Genomic DNA, 22,654 nt, shown 5'->3' with positions numbered 1-22,654 from the left:
CTGTCCCAGTAGAGATAAACCCCATCTAACTTAAATCATGCAACGGTTTTTTTATTGGCGGTGTAAGCCTGAAATCAGAAAATCGCACTTGTAATCCGTGTCGTTCTGGAGAACAACACATTGCGCCAACGAAGACACGTTGTTTACCCTCAAAAAAAGGAGATAGTCTTAATAGTGGCCATAGTAAACCATCAACAGAATATTGAAGCCTTAAATACCCTTCTTCACAGGTCAGGCGTAACCAGAATTTATTGCAATTACCGGGGAATACTCCCATAGACCAATCAGAATGGTTACGTGTCAATACACTACCAATCGTGGCCTGACCATCAGAATATTCAATTCCCCCTTTCAGCCAATGTTTCTCATCGACTAATAGCATGACTCCCGCTTGATCGTATAAATGTTCAAAACAGCCTTCAATACAGAGTTGAAAAGTGAAATCATCCTCAACATAACGCCCAAAAACATGACCATTATGACGCTCAAAGCCATACCATGTTTGCTGCCAAAAGTCGGTCTTATGATCTGTGGTGACATTAAGCCAATCACTTCCACATTGCCAATCAGATGGTTCATTAAGCCAATGATATTGTGACAAACCCATAGGAACTTCCTCTATTCTCTTCCACTTGAATTAATCAATTTATTTCCTGCAAATAAGGAAATAGAGAGTAAAGCAACACAAGCAAAAGCACCATGTAATGTCACAATATGTGCTAACCCACCAATAATTGCAGGTCCCAACAAGATCCCTGAATATCCCATTGTAGAAACTGCGGCAACCGCTAACGAATCAGGCATAATTTTCTGTTGACCAGAAGCGGTAAAAAGCATCGGCGCAATATTGGATAATCCGGCACCTATCATCAGGAAGGAAAGCCCTAATATCATTACAGTTGATGCTGAATAAATAAGGATAAATCCAGAAGTAGCCAATACAGCACTGCTGATAAAAACTCGTCGGTGTCCATAAAGGGCAATGATTTTATCGCCTAAAAGGCGACCGGATGTCATAGCAATAGCAAAAAGGGTATAACCTATCCCGGCCTGATGGCTGCTAATATTATGCACGCTGGTTAATAATATACCGCTCCAATCCAGCATTGATCCTTCCATAATATAGGCAACAAAACAGAGAAAACCCAATAAAATAACGATTCCACGGGGTACAGCAAAGAATGGTGTATTACCCGATTCTGCTTCGTTCAATAATCCACTCCATGCAGGCAGCAGCAAAAGAATAATAAGTAGCACCGCTATGATCGTCACCTGAAAAGGTGATACTCCCAGATACAATAATGTACTAACCGAGCCAGCACCAGCTATTCCCCCCAGACTGAACAATGCATGAAAACCAGACATGATTGGCCGCTGGGCCATTTTCTCAACCATAACAGCATGGATATTTACTACGACATCCATTGCACCAATGCCAGCACCAAAGATAAATAGAGCGCAAGCCAGCGTCAGCGGTGTAGGTAATACGCTTAGCCCTGGCAACATCACTAACACCAACAAAGTACATAAAGTGAAAATTTGTCGGCATCCGAAACGTGCTGCTAACATTCCAGCCATCGGCATCATAATGAAGGAACCAATACCGAATGCCAGCATCAGAAGCCCCATAGCACCATTATCAAGTTGCAGGCGTTCTTTAGCTAAAGGAATGAGGGGAGCCCAACTTGCAAGGCTAAAACCAGCAATAAAAAAAGCGGCGCGTGTCGCCATGATGGGTTGTTTTACCAAAGAGATAATATTCTGATCAGACAACTCATGTTCCTTCTATGTAAATAAAATGCCCTCCGATATGACTAATAATGGAGGGCATTAAGTTACGCCAAATTAATCTTAGAAAATTGGGGGATATCTGTCAGCGCCCCAATAACACGGGTTGCTTGCTGATATTGCTCTGCAACAGATAACGCATGAGGCCAGGCATACACATAGGGAATACCCGCCTGTGTTGCTGCTGTAATCCCTAAATCTGTATCCTCAATTACTAATGTCTGATGAACATCCATAGACTTCAATTTCAACATAGCAAGATAAGGATCGGGATGAGGTTTCGTTCTCACAACATCGTCGCCAGAGATCAAAGCCGGGCTTTCGTGCAGCTCCAATAATCCAATATTAGCCTGGCATACTTCCCGCGGCGCAGTAGAGACAAAGCCAAAAGGGATATTGTGCTGTTGTAAAACCGATATCAGCTCAGAAATTCCCGGACGAAGATAACTTAGAGACAGCTTATCCTTATAAACAGCAACAATTTGCGTGGTGATCGCTTTCTGTTGCTGAGCTGGAACCCCAATGTAATCCAGCGTTTCCGCTAAACTCAGGCCAATTAGTTGCTGGGGTTGTACATGCTTTGTGTAATCAGGAGCCAAATCACAAAGAACATCAAAGTGCAGCTGTTCACTGTCAACAATGACTCCATCAATATCAAAAATCACATTAAATCTATCCATGTGAAACATTCCATTATTTTAGATCGGAAATACGAATAAGCACTTTACAGTTCGGAGTAAACAGTGGTTTTTGGCTTTTGCGCGCAATATCACAACCCACAGTGAGAAAAGCCTGCAAGTAATCATTAAAATCAAAAACTTGGCTGACCAGACGACCAGCGGGAATAACACCATCACGGATCATGGTATAAGCACGCTCAAAACTGTTATTCAAAGAATCGATGGAACCAATCACAGAAAGGCTCTTATCGGCAATTTTAAGGATATCAAGATTGGCATGTTTATCTTTAAGTGCAACATTCAACAATTTCCCTCCGGGTGCCAAATGTTCGAAAACATATTCAGTCAACTGACCGGTAGTATCCACACATAGATCGATAAGCGCCGATTTGTCACCATATTGTTGTGTTAAAGCTTCATCAAAATCAGTATACAGCTCACATTCTGGCGGCAAATTTTCTCTGGCAAACTGAACACGACTTTCGTTTTTCTCGACCATGAAAGCCTTAACACCTCTGGCGTGTAAAGCCCAAATATAGAGCATCCCCATTGGGCCTGCCCCAGTGACCGCTGCACGAATATTAGTGTGAGTAATCGCCAGCTTGTCAACACCAGTCAATGTACAGCTAAGTGGTTCAGTCAGAGATGCCTCTTCCATACTGACATGATCATCCAGTTTTATCAGGGCACTCTCTTTAGCCAGATACTGCTCAGCAAATGCCCCGTCATAGGAAACTCCAGCTTCGGTTCCCAATTTCTTCTCACAATGATTTAGGTTTCCTGTCTCACACATCCGACAGTGTCCACAGGAATAGGTTGGGTTGATGACAACACGGTCACCCACATTAAAACGAGTCACGCTCTTTCCTATTTGCGCGACCACACCCGTTGTTTCATGACCCAGAGTGGTTCCCGGAATGGCAACAGGATAAGATCCAGTGATAATCCCAACATCTGTACCACAAACACCACACACCGCAATATCAACGACAACATCATCAGGCTCAACACAGCGTAACGGTTCAACATCCCGAATTTCAACATCCCACACGCGATTAAATTTAAGTGCTTTCATTATGCTACCTCCTTGTTATCTAGCATCCCTAAAGTCAGATCAGTGAAAGTCAGATCAAGTTTATGCAGAATTTCGTTTAAATGTGCCTCAGTACAAATTAACGGCGGACGAACTTTAAGTGCACGGCCTTTGCCATAACGAGAACCGCGGATAATCAAGTTATGAGAATTCGCTATTGCAATCGCTTGTGCTGCAAATTCCGGTGATGGCGTATCAAAGCCAAACATATAACCAATTCCCCTGACACCAGTAATTTCTGGGTATTTATGTTGTAATGCTAATAAACCATCACGCAAATAAGCTTCGTTACGCTGCACATTCTCCAGAATATGTTCGTCTTCAATAATATCGATAACTTCGTTGAGAGCCGTTAATGAAAGGGGATTAGCACCTGATGTACTAGAATGTTCGAATGATTCCAAGACATCCAATGAACTGCGCATCAGCACACCACCGGTAGGAATACCTATACCACCAGCCCCCTTAGCGAAAACAATAATATCTGGTTGTAGCTCTTTAGCATAACCGGTTGAGGCGAAAAATGTCCCTGTGCGTCCAAACCCGGTCTGCACTTCATCTGCGATAATAATAATATTATGTTTATGGCAGATCTCTCTGATCTTACGGTAAAAATCGACAGGAAAAACGATATTTCCGCCATTTCCCTGGATAGGCTCAATGATTAAGCAGGCAATATTGTCATTTGACCCTAATTGGATAAATTGTTCCAAGTCAAAATACTGATTTGTCTCTGTGTTCGGCCCCAATTCAGACATTACACTGGCAGGAGTCGGAACTTTTAAAGAACCATCAATATTGACATGGAAATCTTTAATTCTAAAAGCATTACCAGAAATTTGTGCTGTGGCTAAGGATTGACCATGATGAGCCAGAAAGAAGGAGATAACCCCTGACCGACCTGTCGCTTTTTGAGCAATACGAATTGCACACTCAACCGCACCAGAACCGGAAACATCACGCAACCATATCTTATTAATGCCTTCAGGAGTATGTTTAACTAATTTTTCCAAAATATATTGGGACATTTCATGAGTATACGCAGAACTTAGATGTGTACATCTATCGATTTGCTGTTTTAATTTTTCCGTTATTCTGCGATTAGTGTACCCAAGTGGAAGGTTAAATGTTCCCGAAGCCGCATCAATATATTTTTCACCATCTATTTCTAGATAAGGACCGTTTCCAACAAAGCGAGAAAGTATATCTTCAAACCGTTTTCCATTTTCCATGATGTCATACCTTAATTAACCATTTCTAACTATAAGAAAGCACAATAATCTTTAACAGGTAAGAGAATATTGACTTAAAATTAATTTAGATCAACAAAAAACCCACAAACACCCAAAAAACATTTAAAAAATTAAAGTATTTTATATAAAATACATTATTGTTTTAAATGAATTGTCAATTACAAGCAGAACTGCTGATTCATAGGGTTAGTGACAAGAAATTATGTTTAAAATCCTGTGAAACTGTGCCAAAGATTTTCCATCTTACGGCTCTGCTGAGGCGATAAGGGCATTTTATGACCTGAGACTATTCTCTGATAGATGATGATATGTACTAAAAGATTCCTGATCATTTCTGATTTGTCAGAAACGGTGTGCTTTTTTATCTGAAGATAGCCAGACTCTCGACCGATATAAAAATACCCACACGAGCTAGTTGGTTTACACCGGAGAATAGCTCGTATAAAGTTCAGACTCAAAAAAAGTAAAGGGTTCAGTACCGTGCGTGATCCTTGAACATACCTATCGCTAACTTGAAATAACTTGCCAATAGTGTGGTATATCCAAGATCTTTGGTCGTGCTAAAGAATGCATTCCACTGAGCCTATTTGCCAATAAAACCACCACTATTTATTGAAATATCAAAAGAATACACATGCGAAATTACATTCTACTACTACTTAGTCTGGTACTTTTTGGGCCACTAGGTATCGATCTGTTTTTACCTACAATTCCTGCTATCGCTGAAGATTTTCAAGTTAATAATGAAGTTATTCAATCGACGATTTCTTTATTTCTGTTGATCATGGGGCTGGGGCAATTAATCGCCGGACCACTGGTGGACAAATTTGGCCGTCGGCCTGTTGCCTTAATGGGTATCACTTTATACATCCTCGGTTCTATGATCGCAGCACTTTCAACCCATTCCGAAGTCTTTATCGCTGCGCGGATTATTCAAGGATGTGCTGTCTGTTGTACCAGCATCGTCTGCATCAGCGGTGTACGCGACCGTCTGAACGGTGACGAAGCCGCTAAAGCTTACGGTTTTCTTAACAGTACGTTGAATATTGTTCCTGCTTTCGCTCCATTGCTCGGTGGTCTTTTAGCTGAAATTTTTAATTGGCGGGCACCATTCTGGTTTCTGGTCTGCTACTCCGTTATTGTATTGTTTATTATTGCTACCTGGCTGCCAGAAACGCGCCCTGCAAACACCAAGCAAATTCATGGGATTCCACTAAAACAATATTATCAAATTCTCAGCAATACTCGATTTATGCATTTTGCACTAGTCAACGCTGTTGTCATGGGAATAGTGATTACTTACATTTCATTTGCGCCAACGGTGCTAATGACCGAAAGCCATATCTCACCACTCATATTCTCATTGATTTTTGGTGGCAACGGACTCTGGACTATGATCGCATTCCTAATTGCCAATAAAATCATTCATCGAGCTGGCCGCCCTTTCTGCTTGCTGTTAGGTTCAATTCTGATAGCACTGGGCAGCCTATCTCTGTTCTCAGGAATATACCTGCTGCCAAACATGGTCAACCAACACTGGTTAAGTTATATGTTACCGGTTGCTTTCGCTTGCGCAGGTCTCGCGTTTGTTATGGGACCCGCGACTAGCTATGCACTGGAACCTTATTCTGACGAGGCGGGAATAGCTTCTGCATTAGTAGGATTCATCCAAATGGCTATTGGCTCCATCATCTCGTTGATAGCGATGATGCTACCATTTTCCCCTAAACAGTCTCTGATGCTGGTGATGCTACTAGGTGCCTTGTTGGCTCTATCAACACGTTCACTCAATCGTAGCCTTAAGGGACAAACCGTCTCTCTAAAGTCCTAACATCTATCGCACAGAAATGACTCCGAGAAATGATTTTGTACACCGGAATGACTGGGAAAATGGAAGAAGAAAACACACCAAGTAAGCTATTCTTATCGGCTGCGCCCTTCATAAATCATGTTCCGTGACGAGTCACACACCTAACCCCATCATCTGCATCAGTTGCTGAGCTTGCTGAATCGCCTCCTGGCGATTCGCAATCCCCAACTTCTGATACAGATTCCGTATATGGGTCTTGATGGTTGTCGTTGCTACATCCAACTCCGCAGCAATCTGATCATTGCTGTAACCTGAATAAATCAGCCCCAGGACCTGCCACTCACGCTGAGTAAGTGGACTATTGCGAATAAGTTCTGGAACATCAGGATGTGTCAGCAACTGTGTGACAAAATTTTCGTCAAAATGGGCAAATTTGTGGCGATGTTGACGGTTTATATCCCGTAGAATACGCTGCGCCCGATGCAACTCCAGTTCAGACAGAGTATTGAGTTGAATAAGCTGGCGTAACTGCTGGGCCATCAACTCACCTTCAATCACAAAATGGCTGACAAATCCTGTACGGTTAGCCAGAGCTAATGCTTCTATCAGAACGCTCTGCGCTTCACCTTTTCGCTCGGTGTGCCAGTAAAGCAAATTACATAACAGTAGATTTCGGTTCAGATCGCTTATTAGTTGCAATTTCCTGGCATGCTGATTCAGTGTATCCAAAATGGGTTCGGCTTCATCATACAAACCAAGCAGGATCTGAGTACGGGCAATATTACGCCACTGACCCTGATTAAAATGGTTATTCACACTTTCTGGTCGCTCGGTCTGTGCCAACCACCGAATAGCGGCGCTTTTATCTTCCATATTCTGCCAAATAATGACTCGTAGTTTGTCAGTATTTGTTCGCCAGTCTCTGTGATATTGCCCATTATTCAATAAGTTTTCACAACGGGCCAGATAACGCCGGGCATTATCAATATCTCCTCGGGTCAAAGAACATTTAGCCAGTTGTGTTAAGCACTGTAACTGCTGTTGAGGTTGGAAGTTAGCCAACACGTCCAAACCACGACGTGCTGCCTCTTCAGCTTCATCAAGACGGGACCAGCACCACAAAAGTTGTGAGCGGATACGTAACAGGAATTCATGCATCGGAAGCTGTTCCAGATGCTGTTCCCGAATCAATTCAAATGCCTTGTTCTGCGTTTCATAAGCCGTCTGCAAATACCCCTGGGCCAGTAAAATCTCACTTTGCTGTAAAAGTGCCCACAAAGTATAGTGGTGAACGTGGCAGCAGCGTGCGAGCTGCTCAGTTTGTTGCATTCGCATCAACGCGTCAGCCAGTTCACCTCTACAATGTAATACTTCACCTTCCACTGAGGTCGCAACAATACGACTGTATTCATTCTGAGGAAGCAGTGTCGCCAAGGCTTTTTTTGCCAGCTTATCAGCCACCTCCGGCTTGCCACTATTGATCGCCACCTGAGCCCGCAGAGCGTCGAACTCAGCCAATAGATCCGGCTCAATAGCAATTTGTTTCTGTTGCAGTGCCTGTTCCGCCTGGTTCAACAGTGTATTGACTTCTGAGTAACGGTGCTGGCTTTGAGCCAGCCAAGCCTGAAGCAACACCAGACGCGGACTCTCCAACAATTGCTCATAAGGCAGCGCATTCATGCACTCTTCCAGCAGAGATAGCTCACTGTGGTTAAACAACGCCCAAGCATGTTGCAACAAAATATCACGTAACATGGCAGTATCGCCCGCAGCCAGCGCATGATGAATAGCCTCACCCGGATATCCCTGAACCAACCAACCTTCTGCGGCAGCACGATGCAACTCCGACAATTGCAACGCCATTTCCCACTGACAGCGTTGACGTAAAAATGAGGCAAAAAGAGGATGAAAGCGAAACCATTCGCCAGAGTCATCCATCCGTTGGATAAACAGCCCCTGACGTTCGGTTTCTTCGAGACGTTGCTGACCATTCTCTTCACCGGTAAGGCGAACAATCAAGCCATCATTCATAGAGCGCAAGATAGAGCTACGCAACAAAAACTCACGCGTTGACTCATCGACCTGATTCAGTACTTCATCTACCAAATAGTCGGAAAGATGGCTGGCGTTAATGCCCGACAAGCGCTTAGCTGACAGTTCAGCAGCATCACATGACTGCCGCGCTGAAAGAGCAATAAGTTGAAGCGCCGTTGCCCAACCAGCCACTTCGTTGCATAGACGTTTACAGTCATCGGCGCCAAGTGATGTAGTCAAACGCTTGTCAAAAAATTGCTGAGTTTCTTGATGGTCAAAAGCCAGTTGCTGACTGTCGATTTCTAGCAACTGCTCACGCACGCGCAGATTGGCAATCCCAAGAACAGGCAAATTACGCGATAAGATCGTTAAAGTCAGATTCTCAGGCTGATGACGTAGGAAAAACCTCATGGCCTCATGAATAACGTTATTCATAATCAGATGATAATCATCAATCACCAGAAAAATCGGACGCCGCCACTCATTGAGTTCAATAAACAATTGCGCAAAGAGAGCAGGTAAATTGGCATATTGGTGTTTTTGGGCCAGCACTTCACTTTTGACGCAGTGCCCCTGCGTAGCTTGTTGTAACGCCGCGATAAGATAACTAGCAAAACGTTCCGGTTGGTTATCACTTTCATCCAAAGAATACCATCCCAGATTATCCTGTCCGGCCGCCCACTGAGAGACTAATGTAGTTTTGCCGTAACCAGCGGGACTAGTTATTAGCACAAGACGATAGCTAGACGACTCATTCAGTCTGATTAACAGACGCTTACGCAAGACCGTATTATTCAGACGAACAGGTCGACTCAGTTTTGATGGGATAAGCATTGATTTCCGTGCCCAATAAGAAGCAATAAGTAAAACCTTGTGCTGAAACCGTGTGTAATGATTATGAGATAATTTATTTCACGGCTCGTAATAATGCCATTAATCAGCCCAACCAAATTTAGTGAAATACACAGCCTTTGCAAACAGGTTTGCGCCCTCCATAGTATTAAGTTGCGCGCCCTATCACATTCTTGAACAGCAAATTCCATTTTCCACAGATAAGTTGTGGAAGCGACTAGCAAATTAACGCATAGCTCCCTAGGCAGAAAGTGGATTTAATAGACGAAAAAATGAAGCAAAATATGATTACTGACTACGCTACGCCCTTTTACTCCTCCCTGACTAATACCTCTCCAGGATGATGCCTTAGATCCTGAGAGCATTCAGCATAGTGCCTAAATTTTCCTTTTCAGCTACAGGATGAAGACTCCATGCAACAGTCCAGATTAGATAAAGCCCAGTTTCAAGCTGCGCTGACACGTCAATGGCAGCGCTTTGGCCTCGGTTCAGCACAGGAAATGACTCAGCATCAGTGGTGGCAAGCCGTTAGTACGGCCCTGTCAGAGCTGTTGCCTGCATGCCCTGTCATCAATCATTCCGACCAACAACGCCATGTGAACTACATCTCTATGGAGTTTCTGATTGGTCGTTTGACCGCAAACAATCTGCTTAACCTTGGTTGGTATGAAGACATTCAGGATTACTTGGCAGAAGAAAATATCGTCCTGAGCGATCTTCTGGAACAGGAAACAGACCCCGCATTAGGCAACGGCGGACTAGGACGACTTGCCGCCTGTTTTCTCGACTCTATGGCAACGGTTAATCAGCCAGCAATGGGTTATGGTCTGAATTATCAATACGGCCTATTCCGCCAATCTTTTGAGCAAGGACAGCAGATTGAAAAACCAGACAACTGGGAGAGAGAATCCTATCCTTGGTTCCGCCACAATGCCCAGTTGGATGTTGAAGTTAATATTGGTGGCAACGTCGTTAAAACCGCTGATGGGCGCGAAACCTGGATTCCTGAATTTACCTTAATTGGGCAAGCCTGGGATCTACCGATTATTGGTTACCGCAACAACGTTACCCAACCACTGCGCCTGTGGCAAGCAACACATGCCTCTCCATTTGATCTCTCCCAATTCAACGACGGGCAGTTCCTGAAAGCGGAACAGCAAGGTGTTGAGGCCGCCAAGCTGACGAAAGTTCTCTACCCGAATGATAATCATCAAGACGGCAAGCGTCTGCGCTTAATGCAACAGTATTTCCAGTGTGCCTGCTCTGTAGCAGATATTCTGCGCCGCCATCATCTGGCAGGCCGCAAAATAGAAGATCTACCTAAATATGAAGTTATCCAGCTTAACGACACCCATCCAACAATTGCCATTCCTGAAATGATGCGCATCCTACTGGATAAACACCAGATGAGTTGGGAAACGGCATGGGAGATAACTAGCCATACTTTCGCCTATACCAACCACACCCTGATGCCAGAAGGTCTGGAATGTTGGGACGAGCATCTGGTGAGTTATTTGCTACCGCGCCATTACAGCATTATTCAAGAAATCAACCTTCGCTTCAAAAAGCAAGTGGAACAAACCTGGCCAGACAATCAAGCAATATGGGAAAAATTAGCGGTACATTATAACCATCAGGTGCGAATGGCTAATCTTTGTGTCGTCGCTTGCTTTGCCGTGAACGGGGTCGCTGCACTACACTCAGCGCTGGTGGTTAAAGATCTTTTCCCAGAATATCATCAACTGTGGCCAAACAAGTTTCATAACGTAACGAATGGCGTTACACCACGTCGTTGGCTCAAGCAATGTAATCCTGCGCTGTCGGGACTGATTGATCGTACACTTAACCGTGAATGGATTAACGACCTAGATATGCTTACATTACTTGAACCCTATGCAGATGACTCTGCTTTTTGTGACGAGTACCGGGCAATCAAGCGGGACAACAAGGTCCGTCTGTCCAATTATGTGAATAAAGTGATGGGGCTTAAGCTAGACCCGAATGCCATTTTTGATATACAAATTAAACGGTTGCACGAATATAAACGTCAGCATCTGAACCTTCTACACATCCTGTCACTCTATAAACAAATTCAAGAAAATCCATCTTTGGATATCGTGCCACGTGTGTTCCTGTTCGGTGCAAAAGCAGCGCCAGGTTACTATCTGGCAAAAAATATTATCTCTGCGATCAATCAAGCCGCAGAAAAAATTAACAACGATCCGATTGTCCAGGATCGCATCAAGATCGCCTTCATCCCCGATTACAAAGTTTCCGTCGCAGAGCTGATGATCCCAGCAGCTGACGTTTCAGAACAAATCTCCACTGCCGGCAAAGAAGCTTCCGGTACTGGCAACATGAAACTGGCACTGAATGGAGCATTGACTATTGGTACATTAGACGGAGCAAATGTTGAAATTGCCGAACAGGTAGGAGACGACAACATTTTCATCTTCGGGCACACCGTAGAAGAAGTGAAAGCGTTGAAAGCTACCGGTTACGATCCATTGAAGTTACTTAAGGAAAATCAGCACTTAGACAACATACTCAAATCGCTGGCTAATGGGGAATACAGCTACAGCGATAAACACGCATTTGACATGCTATTACACAGCCTAATTGATGGAGGCGACCCTTATCTGGTACTGGCCGATTTTGCCTCATACTGCGAGGCGCATAAACGGATCGATACCTTGTACCGCGACACTAAAAGCTGGACACGTAGCGCTATTCTGAATACTGCTCGGATGGGCATGTTCAGCTCTGACCGAACAATCCGTGATTATCAGCAACGTATCTGGCAAGCAAAGAGATAAGGAAAAATCATGGAGGAGAAAAGCCTCGATCATTTAGCGACCGAGGCTGGCATTGTCGCCAGCTATATTAATGCTTATGGAAAGCCACAAGCGATTCCAACGGAAACCCGTCATCGCTTGCTGGAGGCTATAAGTGTAAACAAACCGACCAGTGCGCCGGTTTCTCCCATTCCGACAGTAAAAGTTTTTACTCAAGGTCAAGACTTCACTGTCACCCTGAAAGACAAAGAACACTACCAATGGCAGATACAAACAGAACAAGGGGAAGAGTTTCAGGGGCATTGCAGCCATAAACTGACACTCCCTAATACCCTTGCTCTGGGATACCATCACCTCACTCTGACGCAAGGAAGCCAATGTTGGTCTATGCAGATTATCGTGGCCCCAAAACGCTGTTATGAGCCAGATTCCCTATTAAAGGGAGAAAAACTCTGGGGTGCCTGCGTACAACTCTATACTCTGCGTTCAGAAACCAATTGGGGAATCGGGGATTTTGGCGACCTGAAATATATGCTAAAAGAAGTCGCGACACGAGGTGGTTCCTTCATCGGGCTGAATCCGTTGCATGCCCTGTATCCAGCCATGCCAGAAAGCGCCAGTCCCTACAGTCCTTCTTCACGCAATTGGCTCAATATCATTTATATTGATGTTAATCAGGTTGAGGATTTTAAATGTAGTGAAGAAGCACAGAGATGGTGGCAAACACAAACAACACAGAACATGTTACGACATGCCCGCAACACGGAATGGGTGGATTACACCACCGTTATGGCGTTGAAGATAGCAGCGCTGCGTCTGGCATATCAACAGTTCAATACCCGTCCAGAACTTGATTCTCAGCAGGGGTCCTTTCGCCAATTTATTATTCAAGGCGGAAAATGTCTTTATTATCAGGGAGTCTATGATGCCCTGCACTACCAGCTATACGCTAAAGATAGTGCCTGTTGGGGCTGGCCAGCGTGGCCGGAAAAGTACAACAACCCACACAACGAAGCCGTACAAGCGTTTTGCCAGTCTCATGCGCAGGAAGTGGGATTCTTTCTCTGGCTACAGTGGCTGGCCGATACTCAACTGGCAGACTGCTTTGCACAGAGCCAAGCAAGTGAAATGCCGATTGGACTTTACCGCGATTTGGCCGTTGGCGTAGCCGAAGGAGGAGCAGAAACCTGGTGCAATCGGGCTGTCTACTGCACCAAAGCATCCGTGGGAGCGCCACCAGATGCTCTGGGACCACTGGGTCAAAACTGGGGCCTACCCCCGATGAATCCTCATGTTTTGCAAACCCAGTCTTACCAACCTTTCATTAATTTGCTACGCACAAATATGACCTACTGCGGCGCGCTACGCATTGACCATGTTATGTCGATGCTCAGGCTTTGGTGGATTCCCTATGGTGAAACTGCTGACAAAGGGGCATATGTACACTACCCAGTTGATGATCTGATGGCAATTCTGGCTCTGGAAAGTCAACGCCATCGCTGTATGATCATTGGCGAAGACTTGGGTATCGTGCCGGAAGAAATTGTGGGCAAATTGCGCGACAGCGGCGTTTATTCTTATAAAGTGTTCTACTTTGAGCGTCATGACAATGGGGAATACCGCGCACCTGAGAATTACCCGACACAAGCAATGGCGACCATAACCACTCATGATTTACCTACTTTGCGTGGATTCTGGCAAAGCGACGATTTGACACTTGGGGAATCTCTCAAGTTATACCCAGATAAAGACCTGCTTCAAGAGTTATATACCGAACGTCACGCCAGCAAACAAGGGTTATTAGAAGGCTTACATCGCTACAGCTATATCCCCGAACACATCGGCCACATTGCAAAAGAAGTAGCAATGTCACCCGCGATAAATCAGGGATTACATCGTTATATTTCTCATAGCACTTGCTCTCTGCTGGGGTTGCAACCCGAAGATTGGCTGGATATGGATAAACCTGTCAATGTTCCAGGCACGATAATGGAATACCCTAACTGGCGACGTAAATTGAATACCACATTGGAAATCATGTTCGATGATGATCATGTCAACCAATTGTTGAAAGATGTGGATAGATGCCGTAAAAAAGCAGGAACGGCCAGAAACTAAATGCCGTAACGTCTATTTCTCCTGCGCAGGCGTTATTCTTTCCAGCTTAAAGGATGGTTTTAATCCATAAACCATCCTTCATATTGCTGACTTTTAACGCTTTGACTATCACTGCTAAGTTTTCACCAATGATAAATACAGGTGTTAAGAAAAGCCGCTTTTTGTCTGTCAGTATGGTTTTAAAAGCTGGAAAAGAGGCCAAGCATACCACGAAAAAACAGGTAAAAACTTTAATCATCAAAAGTAAAAAAAGTAATTAAGCATTTTTTAAAGCAAGTAAAAAAATCCGATGCGATACTGATATTGAAAGAGAAAACATCAGTAAAAACGGACTTTAAATCGATTAATCAGATGACAAAATGACAGCGTTAACCCAATAACAAAAATATGAGATGATATTATACCCAATAGATTTCAAGATGGATCGCGACGGCAAGGGAGCGAATCCCCGGGAGCAGAGATAACGATGTCATAGAGAACGATGTGACCGGGGTAAGTGAGTGCAGCCAACAAAGAGGCAACTTGAAAGATAACAGGTATAAAACATTTAACAACATGAAAGATGATTAAAGAAGTGGGGTTTGTTCTTAATACCATTAACGAATCTACCACCCTTTTTGGTTTTAAAGCTAAAAAACCAAACACAGGAAAATGAAAAACAAGAAAACCTGAATATCAGTTTAATAAAAATGGGAAAGTTAAAGTTTCGCGCCGGCTGAATCTGAAAAATCCGTCGGCTTCAAAAAGCCATTTTTTATGTCAGAAGTGAGTGATTATCAACCCGGTAACTCAATGGGAGTTTTGATTAAGAAATGGATAAAAACAATGAATTACACTTTTATCATTTTATTAAAAATAATAAAAACAAACGTATTACTTTTAGTGACTTAATAAACAACGTTAATGATTTAGGTATGATTTTATTTTTTGTTTTATTTTGTGATTTATATCATATTTTATTATCTAATTCCGTGGATTATTTTGAGCAGAGTGAGTCTAGGATAAACAATGTTATTGCAAATTGAGAGATAGCCGTCAGGTAGAAGATATTTCTTTCTACAATTGAAGGGGCGCCATAAATAGAATCAATAAATCATTACCCTATTTCTCCATTTAATCCTTTCTCTACTACACATACACAGGAGTACAATCTATGGCGACACCGAAAGCCATTAATTTTGTGAAGACTCGACGCTCATCATTAATCGCAGCCATTTTCCTGATGGCAACATCTGCAATTGGCCCTGGATTTATTACTCAAACCGCAACATTTACTGCAACTATGGGCGCATCCTTCGCGTTTGGCATTCTGGCGTCTATCGTGATTGATTTTTTTGTACAACAGAACATCTGGCGTATTGTGATTTTAACCCGGATGCGGGCTGCGGATATTGCCAACACGGCAATACCCGGCAGCGGCTATCTGTTGGCGATATTAGTGATATTTGGGGGCTTGGTTTTTAACATCGGCAATATTGCCGGTTCCGGCTTGGGACTAAATGCCTTAATCGGGCTAGAACCTAAGTGGGGAGGGTTATTGAGCGCGATCATGGCTATTTTTATCTTCTCATCCCAACGTGCAGGTATTGCCCTCGATCGTATTATCATCGTTCTGGGCGTTGCTATGATCACCCTGACATTGTTTGTTGCTTATGTCTCCAACCCTCCGCTCGGCGAAGCATTACGGCAAACCGTTTTACCTGACAATATTAATTTTGCCACTATCACCACGATTGTTGGCGGCACGGTTGGCGGTTATATCTGTTATGCCGGGGCGCACCGTTTATTGGATAAAGGTGTTGCCGGAATTGAAAATATTCAGGCAGTTTCCCGTGCAGCAACCAACGGTATTCTGGTGGTTGGCCTGATGCGTTACATCCTGTTCCTCGCCATTCTTGGCGTAGTTGCCAGCGGCGTGGTAATCGATATTTCCAGCAAAGATGCAAACCCGGCATCACAAGCATTTCAGGCCGCAGCCGGGCAATTTGGTTTACGTATTTTTGGCTTAATCCTTTGGGCAGCCGCTATCACCAGTGTGATCGGTGCCGCTTACACTTCTATTTCCTTTATTACCGTATTTAGTCAAAAATTCACTGAACGTAAGCGCAATATTGCAACCATTATATTTATCGCCATCTCCCTCCTGATCTATATTGTTTTAGGAACACCTCCCGCTGCTCTATTGGTTTTTGCCGGTGGCTTTAATGGGCTGATCCTCCCTATCGGACTAACTATTTTTATTTATGTCGGCTGGTGTCGAGCAGACCTGATGCAGGGCTATCACTACCCGCGCTGGTTGTTATGGCTGGGAGCAATGACCTGCGCACTGACCTGGTACATGGGGTTTATCTCTATAGAACCTATCTTTTCATTTCTGAAAACAGCTTGAGGAAGACAATAACGATGAAAACTATCGATTTAAATAGCGATCTTGGTGAAGGCTTTGGTCAATGGAAGATGGGTGACGATAATGCAATGCTGAGCATTGTCACCAGTGCCAATGTAGCGTGTGGATTTCATGCAGGAGATCCCGCCGGAATTCTTCAAACCCTAAAAGCGGCCCATAAAAATCAGGTCGTTATTGGTGCTCATGTGTCTTATCCCGATCTTGTCGGATTTGGCCGCCGTAATATGGATATTGCCAACAATGAGCTAACCGCCGATGTTATCTATCAAATCGGCGCTCTAAAAGGGCTGGCCGCCGCCGCCGGAACCCGCGTAAGTTACGTTAAACCTCACGGTGCCTTATATAACACCATTGCCGATGATGAATACCAAGCACTTGCAGTTATTACCGCGATTCGTGAAGTAGATGCCAGCCTGACACTGGTTGGGTTAGCAGGCTCAAAAATATTGGATCTGGCAAGGGAAAAAGGCTTGTCTACCATTGCCGAAGCTTTTGCCGATAGAGCTTATACCCCACAAGGCACGCTAGTTTCTCGGCGGGAAAAAGGGGCGGTATTGCATGATGCCAATGTGGTCGCTCAACGAATGTTGCAACTGGTGACAGAAGGTGGTGTTGAAGCGATTGATGGCAGCTTTACACGCATTCAGGCGGATTCCATCTGTGTTCATGGTGACAGCCCCGGTGCTGTAGAAATGGCCCGTCAGGTGAAAATGACGCTACAACAAGCCGGTATCACCGTACAGCCTTTTATTCAAACTAGTAAGCAGTCGTCATAGCATCACGCACCGTTTTATACCCAATAGATTTCAAGTTGCAGTGTGGCGGCAAGTGAACACAGCCAACAAAGCAGCAGCTTAAAAGATGAAGGGTATACATGCTTATTTCAATGCAGTTTGATATCCAGGAGTATTCCGTGCGTTTTCTACCGGTTAATTTGAATACCATTATTGTTGAACTTTACGATTTGGATAAAACACTGGCTTTATTTGATTCACTTAACGCCAGCCCAATTTCAGGAGTAGAAGAAATTATTCCAGCCGCCAGAACACTGCTGATCCAGTTTCGTCCTAATATTATTACCGCCAGTCAACTTGCCAGAGAAATCAACAGTCGTAACCTGGATACACGCGATAGAACAACAGGCAAACTCGTTGAAATTTCTGTGCATTACACTGGCGAAGATCTGACTGAAGTGGCGGATCTCCTCGGGATAACCATTAAAGAAGTCATTAAACGGCATACAGAAAATGAATATACCGTTGCTTTTACGGGTTTCGCTCCCGGATTTGCTTATTTAGTGGCAAATTCTGATGTTTTGCGGGTTCCCCGCCGGATGACCCCACGTGCTCGTATCTCTGCCGGATCGGTAGGGCTAGCAGGAGAATTTAGTGGTATATATCCACAAGCCAGCCCCGGGGGATGGCAAATCATCGGCATCACGCCAGAACGCATGTGGGATCTCTCACGCAATCCCCCTTCCCTATTACAACCGGGCTTTCGGGTACGTTTCAGAGATAAAGGCAAAGGCACAACAGTCACCATTACCAAGCCTGAAAGCCTAATTGCTCCCGCAGATGTCATCTCTTCACCGGTTGATAAACACCTATCTCTGGCAATCTTATCAACCGGAATACAAACGCTTTTTCAGGATTTAGGCCGTTCCGGGCAGGCTGGTTTAGGAATTTCCGCGGCGGGTGCACTGGATAAAACAGCGCTGCGAAGTGCAAATCGTATCGTCGGTAATCCTTCCGATAGCGCATGTCTGGAAATTGCGGAAGGTGGATTAAGCTTCATCTCCCATGGCAACGTTATTATCTCGGTCACTGGGGCTGATTGTCCTATCGTTATCCAAACGGCATCTGGCCAGAAGTTTCAAGCAGATAGCTACCAACCTGTTGATCTCAGTGAAGGGGATAAAGTGACATTAGGAGCGCCCAAAGCGGGGGTGCGTTCTTATCTGGCAGTACGTGGAGGTTTTGCGCAGCAACCTATTCTTTCCAGCCGATCTTACGATACGCTGGCACATATTGGCCCCAAGCCAGTTGTTACAGGCGATCTGCTGAATATTCTTTCCGTCACGCGCAGTTCCGCAGTATCCATGAATGAAAGCCCGGCTTTTAATATGCCTGCCCCTGACGACATCGTCACACTGGATATTATTCTGGGTCCTCGGACTGACTGGTTCACAGAAGAAGCGCTATCTCTGTTACAAAATCAGCTCTGGCGAGTCACACCACAATCTAATCGGGTTGGGATTCGCCTAAATGGAGACACACCGTTATCACGTTGCAACCATGCAGAGTTACCCAGTGAAGGAACTGCTGTCGGAGCTATCCAAGTTCCTGCCAATGGGCAACCGGTTCTGTTTCTGGCGGATCATCCCTTGACCGGCGGTTATCCTGTTATTGGCTCAGTCGCTAGCTATCATCTTGATCTTGCCGGACAAATTCCTATCAATGCCTATATCCGCTTCCATCCAATTAATGAATTTCACGAAATACAGGAAGCGCTGACTACTCATGAATAATAAGGATAACCCAATGAAGAAAATTCTGATCGCCAACCGTGGTGAAATTGCAGTCCGTATCATCCGTGCCTGCCGAGATTATGGCTTACAATCCATTGCCGTTTATGCGGATTCAGATATCAATGCACAACACGTACAGTTGGCTGATGAAGCTTATGGTCTGGGGGGAAACAGCCCCGCAGAGACTTATCTTAATATTTCCCAACTACTGGATATCGCTAAACGTTCAGGTGTCAGCATGGTACATCCGGGGTATGGATTTTTGTCCGAACGGGCAGAATTTGCCCGCGCCGTCATTGACGCCGGGTTAATCTGGATTGGTCCTGAACCAGAGACAATCGATATTCTTGGTGACAAGGTAAAAGCGCGTAAAATCGCCCAACGTGTAGGTGCACCACTGGTTTCAGGTACAGAAGAACCGGTAGAAAATGCAGAGGAAGCCCTGACGTTTGCTGAAAAATATGGTCTGCCAATCGCAATCAAAGCGGCATATGGCGGTGGTGGACGGGGCATGAAAGTGGCATGGCGTCTGGATGAAGTGACCGAACTCTACAATTCAGCTGTTCGTGAAGCAACCGTTGCCTTTGGACGTGGGGAATGTTTCATTGAACAGTTTCTGGATAAGCCTCGTCATATTGAAGCTCAAGTTCTGGCTGATAAGCACGGCAATGTCGTCATACTTGGCACACGTGATTGTTCACTACAACGACGCAATCAAAAGCTGGTGGAAGAAGCACCGGCCCCATTTCTGACCGATAATCAGCGCCAACGTATCCACCAGGCAGCCCGGGATATTTGTGCTGAAGCCCATTACACCGGAGCGGGTACGGTAGAGTTTCTGCTCAGTGCTGATGGGACCATTTCCTTTCTAGAAGTCAATACTCGCTTGCAAGTTGAGCACCCTATCACCGAAGAAACAACGGGTATCGACATTGTAATCGAGCAATTTCGGATTGCCGAAGGTAAGCCTTTATCATTAACAACAACACCAATTCCTTCAGGACACTCTTTTGAATTTCGTATTAACGCAGAGGATGCAGGTAAAGGATTTTTGCCCACACCAGGAACAGTGACTCTATTTTCTCCACCTTCTGGTCCTGGAATAAGATTGGATTCTGGTGTTGTAACGAGTTCCGTGATCCCAAGCACCTTTGATTCCCTGATGGCTAAGTTGATCGTCACCGGAAAAACTCGCCAACAAGCCATTGCCCGGGCGCGACGCGCATTACAGGAATTCAACATTGAAGGCGTCGCCTCAGTACTACCTTTTCATCAAGCCGTCATGCAGCATCCCGATTTTATTTCTGATGATACATTCAAGGTCCATACACGTTGGATCGAAACTGACTTTATCAACCAAGTAAAAATATCTCCGCGTCAGGAAAATCATCATCAAGAAAAAGTAACCCGTACTTTTATCGAAATTGATGGCCGTCGTCATCAATTGGGGCTATCTACCGAATTATTGAGAGGACTTTCATTGTCCAATCCTGAACAGAATTCGATGACTAAAAACGCCAATAGTGCCACTGAAGAAACAATCACCACACCTAATCAGGTACCCGCTCCAATATCCGGCATTTTACAATCTTGGTATGTACAGGAAGGTGATGAAATTAAACAAGGTGACGTCATTGCGGTGATGGAAGCAATGAAGATGGAAACACAACTGACCGCACATCGTTCTGGGGAAATTCATATCCATGTAAAAGAAGGATCTTATCAACAGGCAGGAAGTACGTTGGCAAGTATTAATGAGGATTAAATTTGAGAATATGAAATAAAATTGAGATTAACAAAACAAAAGTATTGACCTTAATTTAACCTGAGATTTGCTTAAGAAGGGAACTAAGTGCCTGAGTCAGCGATACCCGTATGTTAACCTTGAAGCAAAGAGCGCTCATTCCTCTATGCGCTTTTTTTCGTTACGCAAGGCTGAAACCCAAGGGATCGCTTTTAGTGATTCAACCAAAATTGCCGTTTGTTACAACTGTGATAATTAAGATATAAGGTTAATTAGAAAGTCAGCGGAATCAAAGAAAGTTAAGATCACGGCGCTAGCTTTAAATCTTCTTAATGACATTGGTATCAACTTAATTAATCCTTACGATATAAATTCATGTAAATCTATTTTTACCAATGCACTATTTTTCAGCAAAAGAATTAGGATACAATACTATATTTATACCGTCTTTCCTCAAGAGCATAATAATTTCAAAAGTTGACATAAAACATAGTGCAGATTTTTTACAATGGTTCTGTGGTCAAGTACACCCTGATTTTATTGTTGCATCAGAGAATATATTATCCGTCTGGCACAGCAGAGAATTTTTTAGTTAACAGGAGTAATTTTAAATTATTTTCAGACCCTGCTAATCTTTTTAATGTATTCATAACATCAAGTTATTACTTCTATGAGTTAACAGATTTAATATTTAATCAGATTCATATTAAGCCCCCTATATACCCAATAAATTTCAAGATGGATCGCGACGGCAAGGGAGCGAATCCTCGGGAGCATAGATAACTATGTCATAGAGAACGATGTGACCGGGGTGAGTGAGTACAGCCAACAAAGAGGCAACTTGAAAGATAACAGGTATAAATACAGCATTAAACAAATTGCATAGTAATTTCCTTTTAGACTTAAATCAGTTAATAGTGACCCTAGGATTTTTATCAACTAAATTCATTTATTTTTCAGAAAATGACTATAGATTTTTAGACACATCATTCATCATGTCTGATATTAATTGGCTCAAATAATATTTTCACGCCAAAAAGGAATCTTAATATGTATCGCACATTAACTGGCTTTCTATTCGATATAGATGGAACTTTTATTGATTCTACGGAAGCTGTTCAGGAAACAGGGTTAGATTTTTCTCAAAAATATCACTTAAATTTCAACGATGTCATAGAGTTTGCATATGGTAGAAGAACATCTGAAACCGTTACTCATTTTTTAGGTGACTCTCCTTCCCGTTATAGAATATCCAAATTCATAGAAAGAAAAGAAATTGATAACACAGATAATATTACAGCGATTCCAAGAGCAAAGGAATTACTTAACTGCATTCATTCATCACATTGGGTATCGTTACGTCTGAAAATAAAGAATTAGCGCAAAGGTGCTTATTAACCACAGGATTACCTTGTCCCAAAATAGATAATATTATTCATTTAAAAAATATTAAATCATTCTGTACTCACACAATAATTCAGCATATATTTCCATCTAATTTAATAACATTAACACATAATATTTAAACAATATCATTGTATAAAAATCTTTTA

General features: G+C 43.7%; 15 protein-coding genes and 1 pseudogene. 10 read left to right on the top strand and 6 right to left on the bottom strand.

All coding sequences use genetic code 11. The annotated features are described in order from the left end of the window. Positions 1 to 25: 25 nt before the first annotated feature. From AM629_RS08150 to AM629_RS08130, 5 genes are all read right to left on the bottom strand, one after another. On the bottom strand, positions 26 to 607 hold the full coding sequence (locus AM629_RS08150; RefSeq protein WP_054477882.1) for a DUF1349 domain-containing protein: 582 nt from the start codon (positions 605 to 607) through the stop codon (positions 26 to 28). Between the two features lie 11 nt (positions 608 to 618). Beyond that, positions 619 to 1,773 (bottom strand): MFS transporter, encoded by a 1,155-nt coding sequence (locus AM629_RS08145; protein ID WP_054477879.1) that lies wholly within the window; start codon positions 1,771 to 1,773, stop codon positions 619 to 621. A gap of 62 nt (positions 1,774 to 1,835) precedes the next feature. Further along, positions 1,836 to 2,468, bottom strand: a complete 633-nt coding sequence (locus AM629_RS08140) for an HAD family hydrolase (protein ID WP_054477877.1) — start codon at positions 2,466 to 2,468, stop codon at positions 1,836 to 1,838. 13 nt (positions 2,469 to 2,481) lie between these two features. Further along, positions 2,482 to 3,543: a zinc-dependent alcohol dehydrogenase gene (locus tag AM629_RS08135; RefSeq protein WP_054477874.1), complete on the bottom strand. Its 1,062-nt coding sequence runs from the start codon at positions 3,541 to 3,543 to the stop codon at positions 2,482 to 2,484. Next, a complete protein-coding gene (locus tag AM629_RS08130; protein ID WP_054477872.1) occupies positions 3,543 to 4,793 on the bottom strand; it encodes a class-III pyridoxal-phosphate-dependent aminotransferase in 1,251 nt (416 codons plus the stop codon). The genes AM629_RS08135 and AM629_RS08130 overlap by 1 nt, the downstream gene beginning before the upstream one ends. Positions 4,794 to 5,448: 655 nt before the next feature. Here AM629_RS08130 and AM629_RS08125 point away from each other — a divergent pair. Beyond that, on the top strand, positions 5,449 to 6,645 hold the full coding sequence (locus tag AM629_RS08125; RefSeq protein ID WP_054477869.1) for a multidrug effflux MFS transporter: 1,197 nt from the start codon (positions 5,449 to 5,451) through the stop codon (positions 6,643 to 6,645). A 132-nt stretch (positions 6,646 to 6,777) separates the two neighbouring features. Here the strand turns inward: AM629_RS08125 and malT are convergent, their stop codons facing one another. Continuing rightward, a complete protein-coding gene (malT, locus tag AM629_RS08120) occupies positions 6,778 to 9,492 on the bottom strand; it encodes an HTH-type transcriptional regulator MalT (protein WP_054477867.1) in 2,715 nt (904 codons plus the stop codon). Between the two features lie 431 nt (positions 9,493 to 9,923). Here malT and malP point away from each other — a divergent pair, with 431 nt between their 5' ends. The 9 genes and pseudogenes from malP to AM629_RS08075 all read left to right on the top strand — a co-directional run bounded on the left by malP (position 9,924) and on the right by AM629_RS08075 (position 22,481). Beyond that, positions 9,924 to 12,326, top strand: a complete 2,403-nt coding sequence (gene malP / locus AM629_RS08115; protein ID WP_054477865.1) for a maltodextrin phosphorylase — start codon at positions 9,924 to 9,926, stop codon at positions 12,324 to 12,326. A gap of 9 nt (positions 12,327 to 12,335) precedes the next feature. Next, a complete protein-coding gene (malQ, locus tag AM629_RS08110) occupies positions 12,336 to 14,423 on the top strand; it encodes a 4-alpha-glucanotransferase (protein ID WP_054477863.1) in 2,088 nt (695 codons plus the stop codon). A gap of 812 nt (positions 14,424 to 15,235) precedes the next feature. After that, on the top strand, positions 15,236 to 15,448 hold the full coding sequence (locus AM629_RS24520; protein WP_054477858.1) for a hypothetical protein: 213 nt from the start codon (positions 15,236 to 15,238) through the stop codon (positions 15,446 to 15,448). Positions 15,449 to 15,576: 128 nt separating this feature from the next. Then, positions 15,577 to 16,812 (top strand): NRAMP family divalent metal transporter, encoded by a 1,236-nt coding sequence (locus AM629_RS08095; protein WP_054477856.1) that lies wholly within the window; start codon positions 15,577 to 15,579, stop codon positions 16,810 to 16,812. A 14-nt stretch (positions 16,813 to 16,826) separates the two neighbouring features. After that, positions 16,827 to 17,606 (top strand): LamB/YcsF family protein, encoded by a 780-nt coding sequence (locus tag AM629_RS08090; RefSeq protein ID WP_054477853.1) that lies wholly within the window; start codon positions 16,827 to 16,829, stop codon positions 17,604 to 17,606. Between the two features lie 137 nt (positions 17,607 to 17,743). Further along, the gene (locus AM629_RS08085; protein ID WP_054477893.1) at positions 17,744 to 19,357 is read left to right on the top strand and encodes a 5-oxoprolinase subunit B/C family protein; all 1,614 of its coding nucleotides are present in this window, start codon (positions 17,744 to 17,746) and stop codon (positions 19,355 to 19,357) included. After that, positions 19,350 to 21,122, top strand: coding sequence for an acetyl/propionyl/methylcrotonyl-CoA carboxylase subunit alpha (locus AM629_RS08080; RefSeq protein ID WP_054477852.1), 1,773 nt, complete (start codon positions 19,350 to 19,352; stop codon positions 21,120 to 21,122). The genes AM629_RS08085 and AM629_RS08080 overlap by 8 nt, the downstream gene beginning before the upstream one ends. Positions 21,123 to 21,217: 95 nt before the next feature. Further along, a pseudogene (locus AM629_RS25215) lies at positions 21,218 to 21,348 on the top strand (IS982 family transposase); the annotation flags it as partial. A gap of 803 nt (positions 21,349 to 22,151) precedes the next feature. Then, positions 22,152 to 22,481, top strand: a complete 330-nt coding sequence (locus tag AM629_RS08075) for an HAD hydrolase-like protein (RefSeq protein ID WP_054477849.1) — start codon at positions 22,152 to 22,154, stop codon at positions 22,479 to 22,481. The last annotated feature ends 173 nt before the right edge of the window (positions 22,482 to 22,654 follow it).

It is taken from the genome of Photorhabdus heterorhabditis (genome assembly GCF_001280945.1).
Lineage (GTDB): Bacteria > Pseudomonadota > Gammaproteobacteria > Enterobacterales > Enterobacteriaceae > Photorhabdus > Photorhabdus heterorhabditis.
This window is presented reverse-complemented; position numbering and strand designations above follow the sequence as displayed.